17 protein-coding genes and 1 pseudogene are annotated in these 16,546 nt (G+C 36.9%); 12 read left to right on the top strand and 6 right to left on the bottom strand.

Going from position 1 to position 16,546, the window contains the following annotated elements; all coding sequences use genetic code 11:
* Together C1642_RS19570 and ybaK are read right to left on the bottom strand one after the other, a co-directional pair.
* Window positions 1-319 (bottom strand): annotated as a pseudogene (locus C1642_RS19570) (siderophore biosynthesis protein); the annotation flags it as partial.
* A 373-nt stretch (window positions 320-692) separates the two neighbouring features.
* On the bottom strand, window positions 693-1,157 hold the full coding sequence (ybaK, locus tag C1642_RS14620) for a Cys-tRNA(Pro) deacylase (RefSeq protein WP_000186520.1): 465 nt from the start codon (window positions 1,155-1,157) through the stop codon (window positions 693-695).
* A gap of 190 nt (window positions 1,158-1,347) precedes the next feature.
* Here ybaK and C1642_RS14615 point away from each other — a divergent pair, with 190 nt between their 5' ends.
* The 4 genes from C1642_RS14615 to C1642_RS14600 all read left to right on the top strand — a co-directional run bounded on the left by C1642_RS14615 (window position 1,348) and on the right by C1642_RS14600 (window position 6,000).
* Window positions 1,348-1,650: a hypothetical protein gene (locus C1642_RS14615; RefSeq protein ID WP_000120631.1), complete on the top strand. Its 303-nt coding sequence runs from the start codon at window positions 1,348-1,350 to the stop codon at window positions 1,648-1,650.
* 236 nt (window positions 1,651-1,886) lie between these two features.
* A complete protein-coding gene (locus C1642_RS14610) occupies window positions 1,887-3,260 on the top strand; it encodes an ABC1 kinase family protein (protein WP_000070799.1) in 1,374 nt (457 codons plus the stop codon).
* A 229-nt stretch (window positions 3,261-3,489) separates the two neighbouring features.
* Entirely contained in the window at window positions 3,490-4,773 is a 1,284-nt protein-coding gene (locus C1642_RS14605; RefSeq protein WP_171304710.1) for an acyl-CoA dehydrogenase family protein, read from the top strand.
* A 21-nt stretch (window positions 4,774-4,794) separates the two neighbouring features.
* On the top strand, window positions 4,795-6,000 hold the full coding sequence (locus tag C1642_RS14600) for an acyl-CoA dehydrogenase family protein (RefSeq protein ID WP_103236489.1): 1,206 nt from the start codon (window positions 4,795-4,797) through the stop codon (window positions 5,998-6,000).
* 115 nt (window positions 6,001-6,115) lie between these two features.
* Here C1642_RS14600 and C1642_RS14595 read toward each other — a convergent pair whose 3' ends face one another.
* Complete coding sequence (locus C1642_RS14595) at window positions 6,116-7,339, bottom strand: alkane 1-monooxygenase (protein ID WP_000993544.1); 1,224 nt, start codon at window positions 7,337-7,339, stop codon at window positions 6,116-6,118.
* A gap of 189 nt (window positions 7,340-7,528) precedes the next feature.
* Between C1642_RS14595 and C1642_RS14590 the strand changes: the two genes are divergently transcribed.
* Window positions 7,529-8,476 carry an AraC family transcriptional regulator gene (locus tag C1642_RS14590; protein ID WP_000339569.1) on the top strand — a complete coding sequence of 316 codons (948 nt, stop codon included), beginning with the start codon at window positions 7,529-7,531 and terminating at the stop codon, window positions 8,474-8,476.
* Window positions 8,477-8,515: 39 nt separating this feature from the next.
* On the opposite strand, the gene C1642_RS14585 is transcribed toward C1642_RS14590, so the two are convergent.
* From C1642_RS14585 to C1642_RS14575, 3 genes are all read right to left on the bottom strand, one after another.
* The gene (locus C1642_RS14585) at window positions 8,516-10,381 is read right to left on the bottom strand and encodes a SurA N-terminal domain-containing protein (protein ID WP_103236488.1); all 1,866 of its coding nucleotides are present in this window, start codon (window positions 10,379-10,381) and stop codon (window positions 8,516-8,518) included.
* Between the two features lie 131 nt (window positions 10,382-10,512).
* The gene (locus C1642_RS14580; RefSeq protein WP_001043034.1) at window positions 10,513-10,785 is read right to left on the bottom strand and encodes an HU family DNA-binding protein; all 273 of its coding nucleotides are present in this window, start codon (window positions 10,783-10,785) and stop codon (window positions 10,513-10,515) included.
* A gap of 169 nt (window positions 10,786-10,954) precedes the next feature.
* Complete coding sequence (locus C1642_RS14575) at window positions 10,955-11,410, bottom strand: phasin family protein (RefSeq protein ID WP_000368000.1); 456 nt, start codon at window positions 11,408-11,410, stop codon at window positions 10,955-10,957.
* Window positions 11,411-11,620: 210 nt separating this feature from the next.
* Here C1642_RS14575 and C1642_RS14570 point away from each other — a divergent pair, with 210 nt between their 5' ends.
* The 7 genes from C1642_RS14570 to C1642_RS19565 form a co-directional block, all read left to right on the top strand.
* On the top strand, window positions 11,621-12,268 hold the full coding sequence (locus C1642_RS14570; RefSeq protein WP_103236487.1) for a hypothetical protein: 648 nt from the start codon (window positions 11,621-11,623) through the stop codon (window positions 12,266-12,268).
* A 110-nt stretch (window positions 12,269-12,378) separates the two neighbouring features.
* A complete protein-coding gene (locus tag C1642_RS14565) occupies window positions 12,379-12,852 on the top strand; it encodes an Rrf2 family transcriptional regulator (RefSeq protein ID WP_001241480.1) in 474 nt (157 codons plus the stop codon).
* 1 nt (window position 12,853) lies between these two features.
* A complete protein-coding gene (locus tag C1642_RS14560; RefSeq protein WP_000828390.1) occupies window positions 12,854-14,071 on the top strand; it encodes an IscS subfamily cysteine desulfurase in 1,218 nt (405 codons plus the stop codon).
* Between the two features lie 66 nt (window positions 14,072-14,137).
* On the top strand, window positions 14,138-14,524 hold the full coding sequence (iscU, locus tag C1642_RS14555; RefSeq protein ID WP_000331712.1) for a Fe-S cluster assembly scaffold IscU: 387 nt from the start codon (window positions 14,138-14,140) through the stop codon (window positions 14,522-14,524).
* A 30-nt stretch (window positions 14,525-14,554) separates the two neighbouring features.
* Window positions 14,555-14,875, top strand: a complete 321-nt coding sequence (gene iscA / locus C1642_RS14550; RefSeq protein ID WP_000581597.1) for an iron-sulfur cluster assembly protein IscA — start codon at window positions 14,555-14,557, stop codon at window positions 14,873-14,875.
* Window positions 14,876-14,960: 85 nt separating this feature from the next.
* Window positions 14,961-15,479: a Fe-S protein assembly co-chaperone HscB gene (gene hscB, locus C1642_RS14545; RefSeq protein WP_103236486.1), complete on the top strand. Its 519-nt coding sequence runs from the start codon at window positions 14,961-14,963 to the stop codon at window positions 15,477-15,479.
* 38 nt (window positions 15,480-15,517) lie between these two features.
* Window positions 15,518-16,546: Hsp70 family protein (locus C1642_RS19565; protein ID WP_228153907.1), on the top strand; the 1,029-nt coding region annotated here is incomplete at its 3' end.

The raw sequence follows: 16,546 nt of genomic DNA, 5'->3' as shown, positions 1-16,546 counted from the left end.
TGAATTGAGATTCAATAACCAACTCTTCAAGTAAAAGACTAACAATGGTTCCTGCACTGATTTTTTGCCATTGACCATCAATACACATTTTCGGTAAAGCAGCGAGACGATGGCGTCCTACACGACTTACATAAGATAAAGGTACAGAACATTCTGCTTGTATAGAAGGAAGAGGAAGAGTTAACAGCGTCAAACCAGAGCTAAACGCTTGTTGAGTTGAACTTTGTTGGTCAAAAGAAAGTAAATATCCTTTGCCAGTCTCTTGCATATAAGCGTTGACGAAATTTTGTATCGCCAATCGGTTGGCAAGTTCTTGCATCTGACTACATCCTATTCAGAATCTTAAGCTTTTGTTTTAAAAAAATTTCTTTTTAACAATTTGTTAAAAACAACTGCTTAATCATATTTAGTTTATGATTTTTCTACTCAGCCAATGTAAGGCTAAGAATAATATTAATGATAATTATTATCATTTCATTATTCAACATGCTGAATAATTTTTATTTTTTTAATAACTTTTTGAAATTAAATATGTTTATTCTAAGAGTGATTACTTAATGTAAATTTCTTCACTAAATTTAACAATAGTATTAAATGATAATCTTCTCATTTACAATAGGTTTTCATTATAAAACCCAATTTGAGCCAACCCACTCCTGCTTAAATTAATAAGTAGTCCTCTTTTCATAAATTTAATCAAGTACGTCTACAAATTGCGCCGTTAATATTTGTGCTAAATCTTTAGGATTTACACCAATATCTAACCCTCTCTTACCGCCACTTACATAAATTTTGCTGAGCTCTTGTGCAGAGGCATCAATTACCGTCTTCAAACGTTTCTTTTGGCCTAAAGGACTAATTCCGCCCACTAAGTACCCTGTTAAACGTTCGGCATCTTTAGGATTTGCCATCTGTAGTTTTTTACACCCCACTGCCGTAGCTACTTTTTTTAAATTGAGTTGATGGTTAACTGGTATAACCGCAACAAAATAATTTTTCTCATCGGTAACCAGAAGTGTTTTAAACACCTCATTTACATTAAGGTTTAATTTTTCCGCAGCTTCTAAGCCAAAACTTTTAGCATTTGCGTCATGTTCATACTCATGGATAGAAAATTCGATTTTGTTACTTTTTAACAGTCTACATGCAGGAGTCATAGGAGTTTAAATTTTAATGAAATGATATTGATTATATTTATTTTAAGAAAAGTTTAAAATTTGCTTAGGCTATTTACATCATTTACATGAAAAATCAAACCTACACCGAACAAAAAACAATCTAAACTTGATATTGAGTAGATGACTCCAATATATTTAGTTGAGATTTAAAGTCTGAACTGGCGAATTTATGAGTTACAAACACAATAATCTGATGGCAATGCGTCACCGTTTTTGGGATGAGTCTTCAGATCATGTATTAAATGAAAAGCAATTTTTACAGCAGACCTTAATCGAACAAGGCATTTTTAATAATGCGACTTTTGATGATGTTAAGTACTTTTTCTATACACTGCCTAGCATCGTTATTGTAAAGGCTCATGCGCTTGGTTTTATGCATGATTCCGTCAAGCAAATGGTTATTCAACATATTCAAGCTAATCGTATGCATTTAATGCAAAAGGCTGAATTGAAAATTCAGTTTAAAATGTAATTTTACGGTTAGCATCTGATACGACGTTTTATAGTGGTTTATTTTTCTGAATGGCAGATATTTTAATTTTCTCTCTAACGCTTAGGCTATTTTTAGAAAATTAAAATCTAAAATGAGACTTTCAACTCACCATTCAGTCTGAGGGAACTATTTTAATACGTTCAAAACATGTAATATTCGTTACAATTTTAGATCACCAGCGTTTGGCTGCATGATGCGCATAGGATTCTATTTTCATGTCAAATCAGAACGATAAGCTTAAGAGTTTAAAAACTTCTTCCATGGATCGACGCTTATCAATCGCGAAAGCTTCTTTACTGGCAGGAACACGTTGGGCTACTGCAAGTGCCTCTTCCCTCTTTTCTAGTGAAGAAGAAAAAGAGAAGAAGCGTAAAAAGGCAATGAGCGAGCAAGCTAATTATCTTGTTTCTGAAATTGGCAAACTAAAAGGTTCTATTGTCAAGATTGGCCAAATGATGGCGCTTTATGGTGAACATTTTTTACCAGAAGAAATTACTCAAGCTTTAAATACCTTAAATAACCAAACTGTTGCTTTAGACTGGCCAGCAATTAAACCTCACTTACAAGAACAACTAGGTTCTAAGTTAAATGATCTAACAATTGATCATGAGCCTATTGGTACGGCCTCTCTGGCACAAGTTCATCGCGCAACACGTAAGTCAGACGGTTTAGAGTTAGTTTTAAAAATTCAATACCCTGGTGTTGCGAATGCAATTGACTCCGATATGAGCCTGTTTAAAAACATGCTTAAGCTTACACGTATGGTTCCTCAAACTCGTGAGTTTGATCAGTGGTTCGATGAAGTACGTGAAATGATGCATCGTGAAGTCAATTATCACGTAGAGGCAGCCACAACACGTCGCTTTGCTGAGCGTTTAAAAGATGATGAGCGCTATATCGTCCCTACAATTGTAGATGAATACTGTACCGATCAAGTCTTATGTATGACCTTTGAACGTGGCGTGCCTATCAATAGTCCAGTCATGCTTTCCCTTCCTCAAGAACGACGTAATCAGCTCGGTGAAGCTTCACTAGAGATTGCAGTTCGTGAGATTTTTGAATGGGGCGAAATGCAAACTGACCCTAACTTTGGTAACTACCTTGTTCGTTTAGGTAATGGCCAAGATATTCAGGATAAAATTGTACTATTAGACTTTGGTGCGATCCGTCAGTTCGATGAACATTTACTCTCAGTTGCGCGTAATCTTATACAAGCGGGTTATCAGCATGATAAACATGCAATGGTCCAAGCAATGACTGGATATGAGTTTTTCGATGCAATGCCTGAAAGTATTAAACCTGGCATGGCCGATGTATTTTTACTTGCGACAGAAGCATTCAGTACCCCTGTAAATAATCCAGATATGCCAGCTGGCCTGATGGATGAACATGAACGTTATGACTGGAAAAAGAGCCAGTTACATAGTCGTGTTATGCAGCAAGCAAGCAAATCAATGGCGTCTCGATATTTCTCGGTTCCTCCAAAAGAATTTATGTTTATTAGCCGTAAGTTTATTGGCGCATATACATTTATGACTGTTATTGATGCCAAAACAAATGTACGACGTATGATTCGTAACTTTGCTTAATATTATTAAGACTAGAATGATTCCGTGTCATTCTAGTCAATCCAAACAAAATAGTTCTTTTTAAAAATTTATTTTATTTTATAAAATCAAAAATATAGAACAAAACCTTTTTTGCTTTTACCATTTATCTACTCATTTTTTGAATGTCAGCAACGACATAGTTTTTTCTTATACAGCGTGTCAGCATAAAACAATAACAATGTGTTAGGACACCATAATCATGACAAATATGATCAATAAAGCCCAAGGGTTGGGTTTATCGCTGATCACAAAACTAGCTGGAAGCGATGTACTTGATCAACTCAAACTACGTAAATTTCTTGAAAAGTCTCTTTACCAAGGTTCAAAAGCTGGTTTTAGAGCATTAAGTCAGACTCAGAAAGCATTTAAACCTAAGCAAATTCCCCAACAACGTCTACCTCAACAGAAGAAAAACCTATTTGATTTAAGCCTAACTGAAGAACAACAGATGACTTCAGAAGCAATGTCTCAATTTGCTCAAGAAGTTTTATTGGGATTAGCTCATGATGCTGATCAGACAGCTCAATTTCCAGAAAGCCTTTGGCAATATGTAGAAGATTTAGGATTAAACTATTACGCTCTTCCAGAAGCACTAGGTGGTGTCGCCGCTGAACAAAATATTGTAAGTAACTTATTGATTGCTGAAAAACTAGCTGAAGGTGATTTTAGTCTTACAGCAGGGCTCTTAAGTACGTTTAGTGTTATTAATGCCATTACACGTTGGGGTTCTACTGAAGTTCAGTCAATGTATTTACCTTGCTTTGCAGAAGACTCCGACATTACCGCCACTTTCGCTGTACAAGAAGCTACTCCAGCATTTAACCCTTATGTTTTAAAAACAAAAGCTTCTCTTGAAAATGATCAATATTTTATAGAGGGCGAAAAAACCTTAGTCATTTTAGGTGATTTAGCTGATGTGTTCTTGGTGAGTGCAGATTTTAATGGTAAGCCGGATGTGTTTGTAGTACAAGCGGGCGATACCATTTCCATTAAAAGTACCCCTGCTATGGGGCTCAAAGCAACAGAGACAGCTACTTTAAAATTCAGCCATACACCTGCTCTACGATTAGGCACAACAGATTTTGATTACACCGCCTTTTTAGATTTAGGCAACTTAATGTGGTGTGCAATGGCTGTAGGAACCTGTGAAGCTGTAAAAGCATATTGTATTAAATATGCCAATGAGCGAACTGCTTTCGGAGAACCAATTTCACATCGTCAAAGTGTCGCATTCATGATTGCAGATATGGCAATTGAAATTGATGCTATGCGCATGCTGATTCTAAATGCCGCAAGTCTTGCCGAAGCAGGTAAGCCATTCCACCGTGAAGCATATTTAGCTCGTATTCTTTGTGCAGAAAAATCAATGAAAATAGGAACAGATGGCGTACAAATTTTAGGTGGTCATGGTTTCACAAAAGAACACCCTGTTGAACGTTGGTATCGTGATTTACGTGCAACCGCAATTTTACATTCTGGCTTACATGCTTAAGATCAATCAGAGGATATTTTCATGAATTTACAAAATCCAAAAAAATTCAAAATGATGATTGATCAAGCACATGATGTTGCGATCAATGTATTACGCCCTATTTCCCGTAAATACGATAAAGCAGAACATGCTTATCCGAAAGAACTCGATATGCTCGCTTCACTCATTGATGGCATGAATGAAGGTGGTGAAGGAATTAATGCAGGTGCTGCCGGTGCAGGAAGACGTGGTGAATCTGATAATGAAGGTGTCCGTAACGGAACTAACATGTCAACAGCGTTAGGCATCATTGAAATGTGCTATGGCGATACTGGGCTATTACTCAGTATGCCACGTCAAGGTTTAGGAAACTCTGCAATTGCCGCGGTCGCAAATGATGAGCAACTAGAACGTTTTAAAGGAACATGGGCAGCTATGGCCATTACCGAGCCGGGTTGTGGTTCTGATTCTGCTGCGATCCGTACTACGGCAACTAAAGATGGCAATGACTATATTTTAAATGGTGAAAAGATTTTCGTAACTTCTGGTGAACGTGCGGACTCGGTAGTTGTATGGGCTACACTTGACCGAAAACTTGGACGTGCAGCAATCAAATCATTCGTAGTGCCTAAGGGTACACCCGGAATGAAGGTTGAACGACTTGAACATAAGTTAGGAATTAAAGCTTCTGATACAGCCGTTATTAGTTTTACTGACTGTCGTGTTCCAGCTGAAAACTTGCTCGGTAACCCTGAAATTGATATTGCAAAAGGTTTTGCCGGTGTAATGGAAACCTTTGATAATACACGTCCATTAGTCGCAGCAATGGCAATTGGCTGTGCCAAGGCTTCTTTAGAGCGTATTAAAGAAATTTTTAAAGACCAGTTAGACTCCAATTACTCTACTCCATATTTACAAACTTCCAACCTTGCTGCACAAATTTACCGAATGGAAGCCGAATGGGAAGCTGCACGGTTACTTATGCTGAAAGCTACGTGGATGGCGGACAATAAGAAACCAAACTCAAAAGAAGCTTCCATCGCTAAAGCAAAAGCAGGTCGTGTAGGCAATGAAATCACTTTGAAGTGTGTCGAATTAGCAGCAAGTATTGGCTATAACGAAGATGAACTACTTGAGAAGTGGGCACGTGATTCAAAAATTCTTGATATTTTTGAAGGTACTCAACAAATCCAGCAACTTATTATTGCTCGACGTGAGCTTGGAAAATCTTCAAGTGAACTAAAATAAAAATATTGCAAGGGGGTTTCGCCTCCTTGCTTCTTAGCAGTATAACTTATGGGTAAAATAAAACCCTCTAACCACATGATTAGAGGGTTCGGTATTTCAGGAATATATTTTTTAATTATTCAGCCTGTGTAGCTTCTAGGGACTTATCGACTACACCAAATTTTTTGAAGATTTTTGCACGACGTTTTGGTGAAATATTTGCTTTATTTAAATCTCCTTTGTAGTGATCAAATACACGCTTATCCATCATTTTAAACCACCATGAAGGAATCATGGCTGGTAGCAGCATACTTGCATAGCCACTTGGCAACTCTGGTGCTTCATCAAAATGACGTAACGCTTGGAATGGACGAGTTGGATAAGCATGATGATCTGAGTGACGCTGTAACTGATATAAGAATAAGTTGGTCACTACATTGTTATTATTCCAGCTATGCTCTGGCATTGTACGTTCATATTGACCATTTTCTTTTTTCTGACGCAATAAGCCATAATGTTCAATATAGTTAATAATTTCGAATAGACTAATCCCGTAAAATGCTTGTGTTGCTAAATAAGGAATCGTACCTTTACCAAAAATTCCTACCATAGAAGCATGGAAAGCAGCACTCATACCCCAGCCTTGCAGCAATTCATTATCGAGTGACCAAAACTCTTTACCTTTACGTTTTAAACGATTTTTCTCAATTTCAATTGCTGATTTAAAAGAACCGATAACAGTACGTGGCCAAAATTCATAGAATGTTTCACCCATACGTGAAGATGCCGGATCTTCAGGAGTAGCTGCACGCTTATGATGGCCATATGGATGCTCAATACGGAAATGGTTGTAACCTGTAGGCACTAAAGCAAGATGAGATAAAATATGGTCTATACGATCATGTTTATGACTTAATTCATGGGCTGTATTAATCGCAATACCATTAATGGCACCCATGGAAATACCAAGCAAAATTTTGTCAATAAATGAAGTATCTTTACGGCTTGTTAAATAACATGCATAAATATTTGCCGCATACTGCAATGGAATAAAACTTTTTACCAAACGCGAATAATATGGATCTTTCTCAAGAAGTTTAATTTCTTCATCGGTTGGATTACGCGCATCTTTACCAATAATTGTATCAATTGCAGGAATCACAACGTGTAATAAAAGTGGGCCACCTAAAGCAAATACTTTCTTTAATGGGCGTGGGCCAAAATGGTATCCGGCTAAAATACCTAAACCAATTACAGGTAGAGCCGGACTAATCATCCATAAATAGCGCTTACGATCTATCTCACGCATAGACGCTGGCACTGGCATAAGTTCTTGCTGAACATTTACTGGTGCATTCATAGTCATATTTCCTTTTTCTATATATCTATATAGTTAAAGAAATACTATTTTCTTAACAGTTGTAACCGTCCAAAAAACCTATTTCAAAGTCTTTGGCATTTTCTTCCACTTTTTTGTCCTAAAAACACATGTTGATCTATTCTTATAGCTCACTATAATTTTATTAAAATAATGATTGATCACGTAAACATGGATGCACTAAGTAAATTTTTTGATGATATCCACTTAAATAAGTCTGAATATATTTATATAAAAGCACAAGGTGAATGGGCTTTTAAAACACAAGATCAATCTGCTTTACTGGCTTATATTGTTTTAACGGGTTCTGTATATATCCAATTAAATGTGTCAGAGAAAATAACAGCAAGAGCTGGAGATATTATTTTAATTCCTTCTGGAAAAGCGCATCATGCTACAGACTCAAAAGCTACTGCAAGTAAACTTGTAGATCCAGTCGATATTACTCCATTATTTAATGGACATCGCCACGATCCAATTGAGTTAGGCTCATCAACATCTGAAAATACCCTATTACTCTGCTTGCGCTGTCAAGTCGATACTTATATGGCAGGGCCACTTATTAATGCATTACCCTCTATTATGCATATTCAACATGAGAACCAGGCCACTCCTCCTGAATGGTTGCAAATAGGTCTCTACTTTTTAGCGGTCGAAACACAAAAAATCCAACCAGGTCATGACAAAATTATTGATCACTTAGTCAGTATTCTTTTAATAGAATGTATTCGTGATCATATTCAACAAATGTCAGATCAACAAAATTGGTTAGGTGCCCTCACACATCCTGAATTAAGTAATGCTTTATCCGCAATTCATAGTCAACCTGAAATAAGCTGGACTGTTGAATCATTAGCTGAACAATGCTGCATGTCACGATCTAAGTTTGCCAATCTTTTTAATAGTATTATTGGTGAACCACCTCTTACTTATTTACAGCATTATCGCTTCCGCTTAGCTAGCCAATATCTACGCACAAGTAATTTATCAATACAACAAATTTCAAATAAAGTGGGCTATTCTTCCGAAACCGCATTTAGCCAGGCATTTAAAAGAGTATTTGATTTATCACCTAAACAATATAGACAAAATTATATTGGTACTAATCTCGATGAATAATAAAAAAAGCGCCGAAGCGCTTTTTTTATTACATAGATTTTATTTGATTTTAGCGTGTGACTTTAAGTATTCGCTGTAATCTTCAAGTATCTGTTGACCACGAGATTGGCGGTAAAGCTGTTTTAATTGTTGCAACTGATCAGCAGGCATAGCGTTAACAGCAGCTGAATTTACATTAGAAACGGCTACAACCACTAACTCATTTGGTAAGTTCGCGGTAGTTACAGACCACATACCTGATTTTGGCGCAGGAACACTAAATGCTGCACGCTCAATTGCACGTTTTAAACCTTGTGAACGAGTAAATACACCCGCTGATTCAAAAGCAACTTTATTTTTCGCAACAACTTGTTCAGCTGGCTGAGTTTTGAATTCTGTCAGCATTGTAGCGATTTTCGCTTGAGCTGCTTTACGTGCTTTCTCATCAATTACTTTAGCTTTTACTTCATTCATTGCTTGGGCAAGTGGTTTAACACCAGCCGCATGATAGTCACGTACTTTAACCCAAACAGTATCTCCGTTCGCTAATTGAATATTAGATGAAGCATTACGATCGCCATTTTTCACATCATCATTAAACAATTTAATTTTTACGTTAGGATCACTTAAATATGGATTTTGAGTAGCTAAAGTTACACCATTTAATGATTCGATTTTTGTACCTTTAACCTGCTGTACAACAGCGTCTAAAGAATCATTACCAACAATCGTTTCATTCAAGCTATTTACAGTATCTGAATAAACAGATGCAACTTTATTCTTTTCAACTTCTGCAATTAAACGTGGTTTCTCAGCTTCAAATGAAGGAATTTGGTTCGCCTGAGTCTCTGCTTCAATAATATGATAGCCATATTGTGTTTTTACTGGCTGAGAAATTTGACCATTTTTCAAGCTTAAAACAGTTTTATCAAATGCATCAGAGAAAACACCAGGTGCATATGCTTCAACTAATCCACCTTTCGTTTTAGAAGTTGGATCTTCAGAGAACTGAGCTGCTGCTTGAGCAAATGAAAGTCCACCCTGAATTTTTGCATATACATCTTTAGCAAGTTTTTGAGCTGCCGCATCATCACGAGCGTCTGTCGTAATAAGGATATGTTTCACTATGCGTTTAGCATCTTTTTGCTGAGTTTCTACGAACTTTGCATAAGCTTGTTTAAGCTCGGCATCTGTGGCTGGAGCTGGCTTAGCCATTAAAGACGGAGATAAAACAACATAATCTACATCAACAGAAGCAGGCTGTTTAAACTCATTCTGATGTTTGTTGTAGTAATCAGTAGCCTCTTGGTTCGATGCAGTTAAACCAGCTTTATAAGGGTCTAACTTAATACTAGCCAAATGCAATGTACGCTGTTCAGTTTGCAAATTCGCAATTTGCATTAAATCAACTTTACTCACTAAAGAATAATCTGCAAAAGTTGAAGTCAACATTTTTAAAGCGTGATCTTGACGTAAGCTAGCAATTAAACCTTCGCTTGTCATACCAATCGAACGCAAATAATTTTCATATAATTTTTGTGAAAACTGGCCATTTTCTTGCAAACTTGGCTGCTGAGCTAACATTTGCTCGATTTGAGCATCGCTTAAAGAAATACCTAATTTTTCAGCTTGTTGAATGAGCAAATTACGGGATACCAATATATCAAGAGCTTTGGCTTGAATTACCGGTAAATTAAGTAAACTTTCATCACCCTTTACAGCAGCTAAATATTGTTCTTTATACCTTTGCGTTAAAGTTTCAAGGTCTTTTTTTGATATGTCCTGTCCATTTACAGTTTTTGCGACATCTGCCTTGTTTCCCCTATTAAAATATCCTTCAATACCTACAAGCGCTAAAGGGGTCAAAAACAAAACTAAAAGGACTTTGCCGAGCCAACCCTTAATGACTGTACGAAACGATTCCATAAGTATTCCAATATTTTATTTCGAGGAGAATTTTAACTGAAAAACCACAATGAATGAATGAGCAATATTGGTCAATTCAGATTTTTAATAAAAAACGCGCCTATATTGGCGCGTTTAATCATCTTAAAAGATTAAGCAACTGAATCTTTAAGACCTTTACCAGCTTTAAAGCTAGGTACTTTTGTTGCTTTAATTTGAAGCTCTTCACCAGTTTTAGGGTTACGACCAGTACGTGCAGCACGTTCTTTAACACTGAAAGTACCAAAACCAACTAAAGTTACTGTGTCACCTTTTTTAAGTGCTTCAGTAATTGACGCAATTGTCGCATCGAGTGCCTTGCCTGCATCAGTCTTAGATACTCCCCCTTTTTCAGCAATTGCATCGATTAATTCTGATTTATTCATGAATAAAACATCCTCTTAATATCGTTTGTTTAAGGTCCAAGGCTATAGTTTAAAAGGCCATGACGCCTTTATAGCAATGCTTTGGGGGAAAACGCAATACTAGAGCAGAGCTTTTAGCAAAAATAAATGCTAAAAAACTGTTATATATTTGCTAAATCCCTACATTTTTTTACTTTTCATTCAATTTTGCCTTCAATTTCTGATTTTCTTCAATTAAAGCATCTACCTTTATATGCAGTTGAACTAGGAGTTGTTCAATGTGCTGTAAATCCTTCGGAGTGACCAAGCCAATTCTATTTAAAGAGTGGTTTACACTCGTATCTAAAATTTTCTCGACCTTATCTTTTGTATCAGAAACCGACTCTTTTGCTTTTTCGGTTACTTTACCAACAGTTGTATCTGCTAAATCACCTGTTTTAGATTCTAACTCTTCCCCTACTTTGACTAATGAGTCAAATAGTTTATTCCCTTCTTCTTCGGCACGAGAAAAAGCACCCAAACCTGCCAACCAGATTTGTTTAGTATACTTTCTAAAATCTAATGCAGACTTTCTAGAACTTTTTGATTTTGATTTATTTTTTTCTCCTTGCTCTTCTGCTTGTGTTTCTATGTTTGCATTATCCATTGATCTAAGCTCCTGATCGGATGAGAGAGACGAAGTGTTATTTAACCACAAAATATTCTTATAATAACAAAGTCAAGACTTGATACATTTATGAAACTGTTCTACAAAACAATCATGTCATGTAAATATATTTAACAGGACATTGTGTTAAGTTTGAGATAGGATGTCTCATTCTCTCAATTAATCTCTAATATTTAAGGATAAACTTTTATGAGTGAAACGCAACAAAGACAAAAACATCCACGTCTGTTGCTGAATATTGTTCTAATTATTTTAGAAACTTTTTTCTCATTTATTCTCACCCACGATGGTGTTCTTCGCTTGCAAGCGAAAAAGTTTATCGCCAATAAAATAACAATCCGTATTAATAGCTATTTGCCATTTTTCGACTTCTATGTGCAGTTTACAGAAAAAGGATTGCTATTTGATATTCACTCATATGACCGTCGGATTGATTTAGAAATTAATAGTACTCTCGTTGACCTTATCAAAATTTTTGTTTTTTCAAATCAACGTAGCCTGAATAACATGCGAATTGATGGGGATGCAGAGACTAAAAAAGAACTTATCGATTTAATTTCGCATCTCACTTTACCTAAGCTTTTAGCAGACTGGAAACAGTGGTTCAACGCACCAGATGATGAAGCCGAAGCACTAGCCTCTCGCAAAAAAATTGCTCCATTACTTGAAAAAATCGACCAACAACGCTCAGAAATAAATTCGTTGCATGTCGAAATTAAACAGTATCAAAACCGAATTGCACGTTTACAACAGCGCCAACGGAACATTAACTTGTGCTTTGGTATAATTAGCCTAATATTTATTGTTTATTTCACATATAATTTGTGGGTAGCTTAACTTATTTTTTCTAACTTGATCCTGCACTTGAATTAAAAATAAAAAAACTTGACTATTTTAGTCGGGATTCATAAAATCCTATTATCTAGTCTTAACATGTGTATCGAATCATGCGCCTTACAACTCGCGGTCGCTACGCAGTGACTGCTCTACTTGATTTAGCTTTGCAGCCAACTGAACAAACGATCACGCTCGCCGAAATTGCCGCACGTCAATCTATTTCAGTTGCTTATTTAGAGCAGTTGTTCGCAAAACTTAAGCGTCATGGGTTAGTTTCTAGTGTTCGCGGTGCAAATGGTGGTTATCATTTGGCTCGAAACGCTGATGAAATTACTGTGTTAGAAATCATTGAAGCCGTAAATGAAACCGTTGATGCAACGCGTTGTGACCATAAAGGCAACTGCCAAAATGGTGCAATGTGTCTTACTCACGATTTATGGCAAGAACTCTCTCATCATATTGCCGACTATTTAGCTAAAATCACTCTTGCCAACCTCATTAGCCGAGACAACGTTCAAACTGTTGCATTACGCCAAAATGTAACTGGCACAGATTCAGCTCTTTTATCGGGTACAGGTATTTGATATGAAACGTCCAATTTATCTTGATTACGCAGCAACCACTCCAGTAGATCCGCAAGTTGCAGAACGTATGATGGAGTGTTTAACTTTCGACGGTACCTTTGGTAATGCTGCATCTCGTTCCCACGCTTATGGCTGGCAGGCAGAAGAAAAAGTTGAATATGCACGTGAGCAAGTCGCAAACTTAATTAAAGCTGACCCACGTGAAATCGTTTGGACTTCTGGTGCAACTGAATCAGACAACCTTGCTCTTAAAGGTGTTGCTCAATTCTATGCATCTAAAGGCAAACATATCATTACAAGTAAAATTGAACATAAAGCTGTTCTAGATCCTTGCCGTGAATTGGAAGAACAAGGTTTTGAAATCACTTATTTAGAGCCAGAACCACAAACAGGTTTAATTACTCCTGAGATGGTTAAGGCTGCCCTTCGCCCAGATACTATTCTTGTTTCACTTATGATGGTAAACAATGAAATTGGTACAGTTACAGATGTAGCAGCGATCGGTGAATTAACACGTGCAAATAAAACGTTTTTCCATGTAGATGCAGCACAAGCAGCTGGTAAAGTCGATATCGACTTATCTACTATGAAAATTGACCTAATGAGTTTCTCTGCTCATAAAATTTATGGTCCAAAAGGCATCGGCGCATTATATGTACGTCGTAGCCCACGTGTTCGTCTAAAAGCACAAATTCATGGCGGTGGACATGAGCGCGGTATGCGTTCTGGTACTTTAGCGACTCACCAAATTGTTGGTATGGGTGAAGCTTTTGAACTTGCAGGCAAAACAATGCATGCAGAACAAGAACGTATTCGTAAACTTCGTGACAAACTTTGGAACGGTTTACAAGACCTTGAACAAGTGTTCTTAAATGGCCACCCAACTCAAAACGTTGCTAACTATTTAAATGTCAGCTTCAACTTTGTTGAAGGTGAATCTTTAATGATGTCGCTTAAAGACGCTGCTGTATCAAGTGGTTCTGCTTGTACTTCTGCTACTTTAGAGCCTTCATATGTTCTTCGCGCATTAGGTTTATCTGATGAGCTAGCACACAGCTCAATTCGCTTTAGTTTTGGTAAATACACGACTGAAGAAGATATTGACCACGTGCTTACAATTACCAAAGCCGCTGTTGAGAAATTACGTGAACTTTCTCCGCTTTGGGATATGTACAAAGAAGGTATCGATCTTTCTACAGTTGAATGGGCAGAACACTAATTATTGAAATTAGTGTTTTAACCCTCATATTAATATTAGGCTGACCCCGAGGTTTGGAGAAGCGAAATGGCTTATAGCGAAAAGGTAATTGATCATTACGAAAATCCACGTAATGTTGGTGTTTTAGACAAAAACTCTGAGAATGTTGGTACAGGTATGGTGGGTGCACCTGCATGTGGCGACGTAATGCGTTTACAGATTCAAGTAAATGACAACGGTGTAATCGAAGAAGCACGATTCAAGACTTATGGTTGCGGTTCTGCAATTGCATCAAGTTCACTGGTAACAGAATGGTTAAAAGGCAAGACTCTGGATGAGGCTCAAGCAATCAAAAACATTGATATTGCAACTGAGTTAGCTCTTCCGCCAGTAAAAGTTCACTGTTCTGTATTAGCTGAAGATGCAATTAAAGCTGCGATTGAAGATTATCGTAGTAAAAAATCAAAAGCTTAATTTGTTACCATTATAAACGTTGGAGTTTTCATGATTCATTTAACTGAAAATGCTGCGACTCATATTAGCAATTACCTTAAAAACCGAGGTAAGGGTGAAGGCATTCGCGTTGGTGTGAAAACTTCTGGTTGTTCTGGGTTGGCTTATGTTCTCGAATTTGTAGATGATATCGATGAACATGATCAAATTTTCGAACAATTCGGCGTTAAGGTTTTTGTAGATCCTAAAAGCTTAGTTTACTTAGACGGCTTAGAAATGGACTATGTTAAAAATGGCCTTAATGAAGGGTTCGAATTTAACAATCCTAATAAAAAGGGTGAATGTGGTTGTGGTGAGTCATTCACTGTTTAATCCTCTCCTTTCCTTTTTCTCATTAAAACAGTGCCTTTTAACAGCACTGTTTTAATGTATTTAATTAATGTGGACCTCATTTCTAATGAATCATTTTGAGTTGTTCAATTTACCTGTGGCACTCGATATCGATTTGGCAAGCTTGAAATCAAATTTCTTAAGTTTGCAACAACAATATCATCCAGATAAAGCCGCAGATAAAGATCAAGCATTGATCAAATCAAGTGAAATCAATCAAGCTTTTAAAACGCTTTCTCAAGTTGATAGCCGCGCTGCTTATCTTTTAGCTCTTAAAAAGCAAGATCATCATCTTGATCAATCTATTAGTGATTTCGAATTTCTACAATCCGCTTTAGAACTTCGTGAACAACTTGATGAAGCGACATCATCTGAACATTTACGTACTTTAAGATTAGAAGTACAACAATGGATTGAGGGTTTGGTCCGTGAATTCAAAATTGATTACAGTGAAGAAGATTGGGCAGAAGCACGCGATACCGTACGTAAGTTACGTTTCTTTCAACGTGTTTTAAACGATATTGATAAAGCAGAAGATCAACTGTTAGATGATGAAGACAGTTTTGATTTAGACGACGATTTTTAATTTTGCTTTCTCTACTTTATTTTCAAGGGATTTAACTCATGGCACTTTTGCAAATTGCTGAACCGGGTCAATCCAATGCCCCACACCAACATCGCATTGCGATTGGTATTGACCTAGGAACAACACACTCATTAGTTGCGACAGTGTTATCAGGCAAACCTAAAGTACTCAATGATGTTCAAAATAGAAGATTACTTCCTTCTATCGTTCATTATGGGGACAATACAACTCATTACGGTGAAGAAGCTAAACCGTTTATCATTGCAGATCCAAAAAATACAATTGTTTCTGTTAAACGATTTATGGGCCGTTCAAAGGCAGATATTAAATTTCAACACCCTTATGAGTTAGTAGGCTCAGAAAATGAAATGCCTGCTTTTGAAACCCGTGCTGGACGCAAAACACCAGTAGAAATCTCAGCTGAAATTTTAAAACAATTAAAAGATCGCGCTGAAGACAGTTTACAAAATCCTGTTAATGGAGCAGTAATTACAGTTCCTGCATATTTCGATGAAGCTCAGCGTCAAGCAACTCGCGATGCAGCTCAACTTGCCGGTTTAAATGTATTACGTTTATTAAATGAGCCTACAGCTGCCGCTGTAGCTTATGGATTAGATCAAGAAAGTAATTTAGCGACCGACCGTAATTATGTAATTTATGACTTGGGTGGCGGTACTTTTGACGTATCTATCTTACGTTTTTCACAAGGCGTATTTGAAGTTTTAGCGACTGGCGGTCACACTGCTTTAGGTGGTGATGACTTAGACCGTCTAATCGTAAAATGGGCTAAAAAACAGCTTAATATTGATGTATTAAGCGATGAAGATTATGCCGTATTTATTGTGGCAGCACGTCAAGCTAAAGAACAATTATCAACTCAAGATTCAGTTGAATTAAAGTTACTCGAAGCAACTCTCACACTAGATCGCCCTACATTTGAAAGCATTATTCAAGTAGCATTAGATAAAACGATTAGTGTTTGTAAGCGTGTACTGCGTGATGCAAAACTTGAGTTAACCGATATTCAAAATGTTGTTTTGGTAGGTGGTTCTACTCGCTCTTATGCT

The organism is Acinetobacter sp. AKBS16, from assembly GCF_002899995.1.
Classification (GTDB): Bacteria; Pseudomonadota; Gammaproteobacteria; order Pseudomonadales; family Moraxellaceae; genus Acinetobacter; species Acinetobacter baumannii.
Note: the sequence above shows the minus strand (reverse complement) of the source record. Positions and strands in the feature narration are given on the sequence as shown.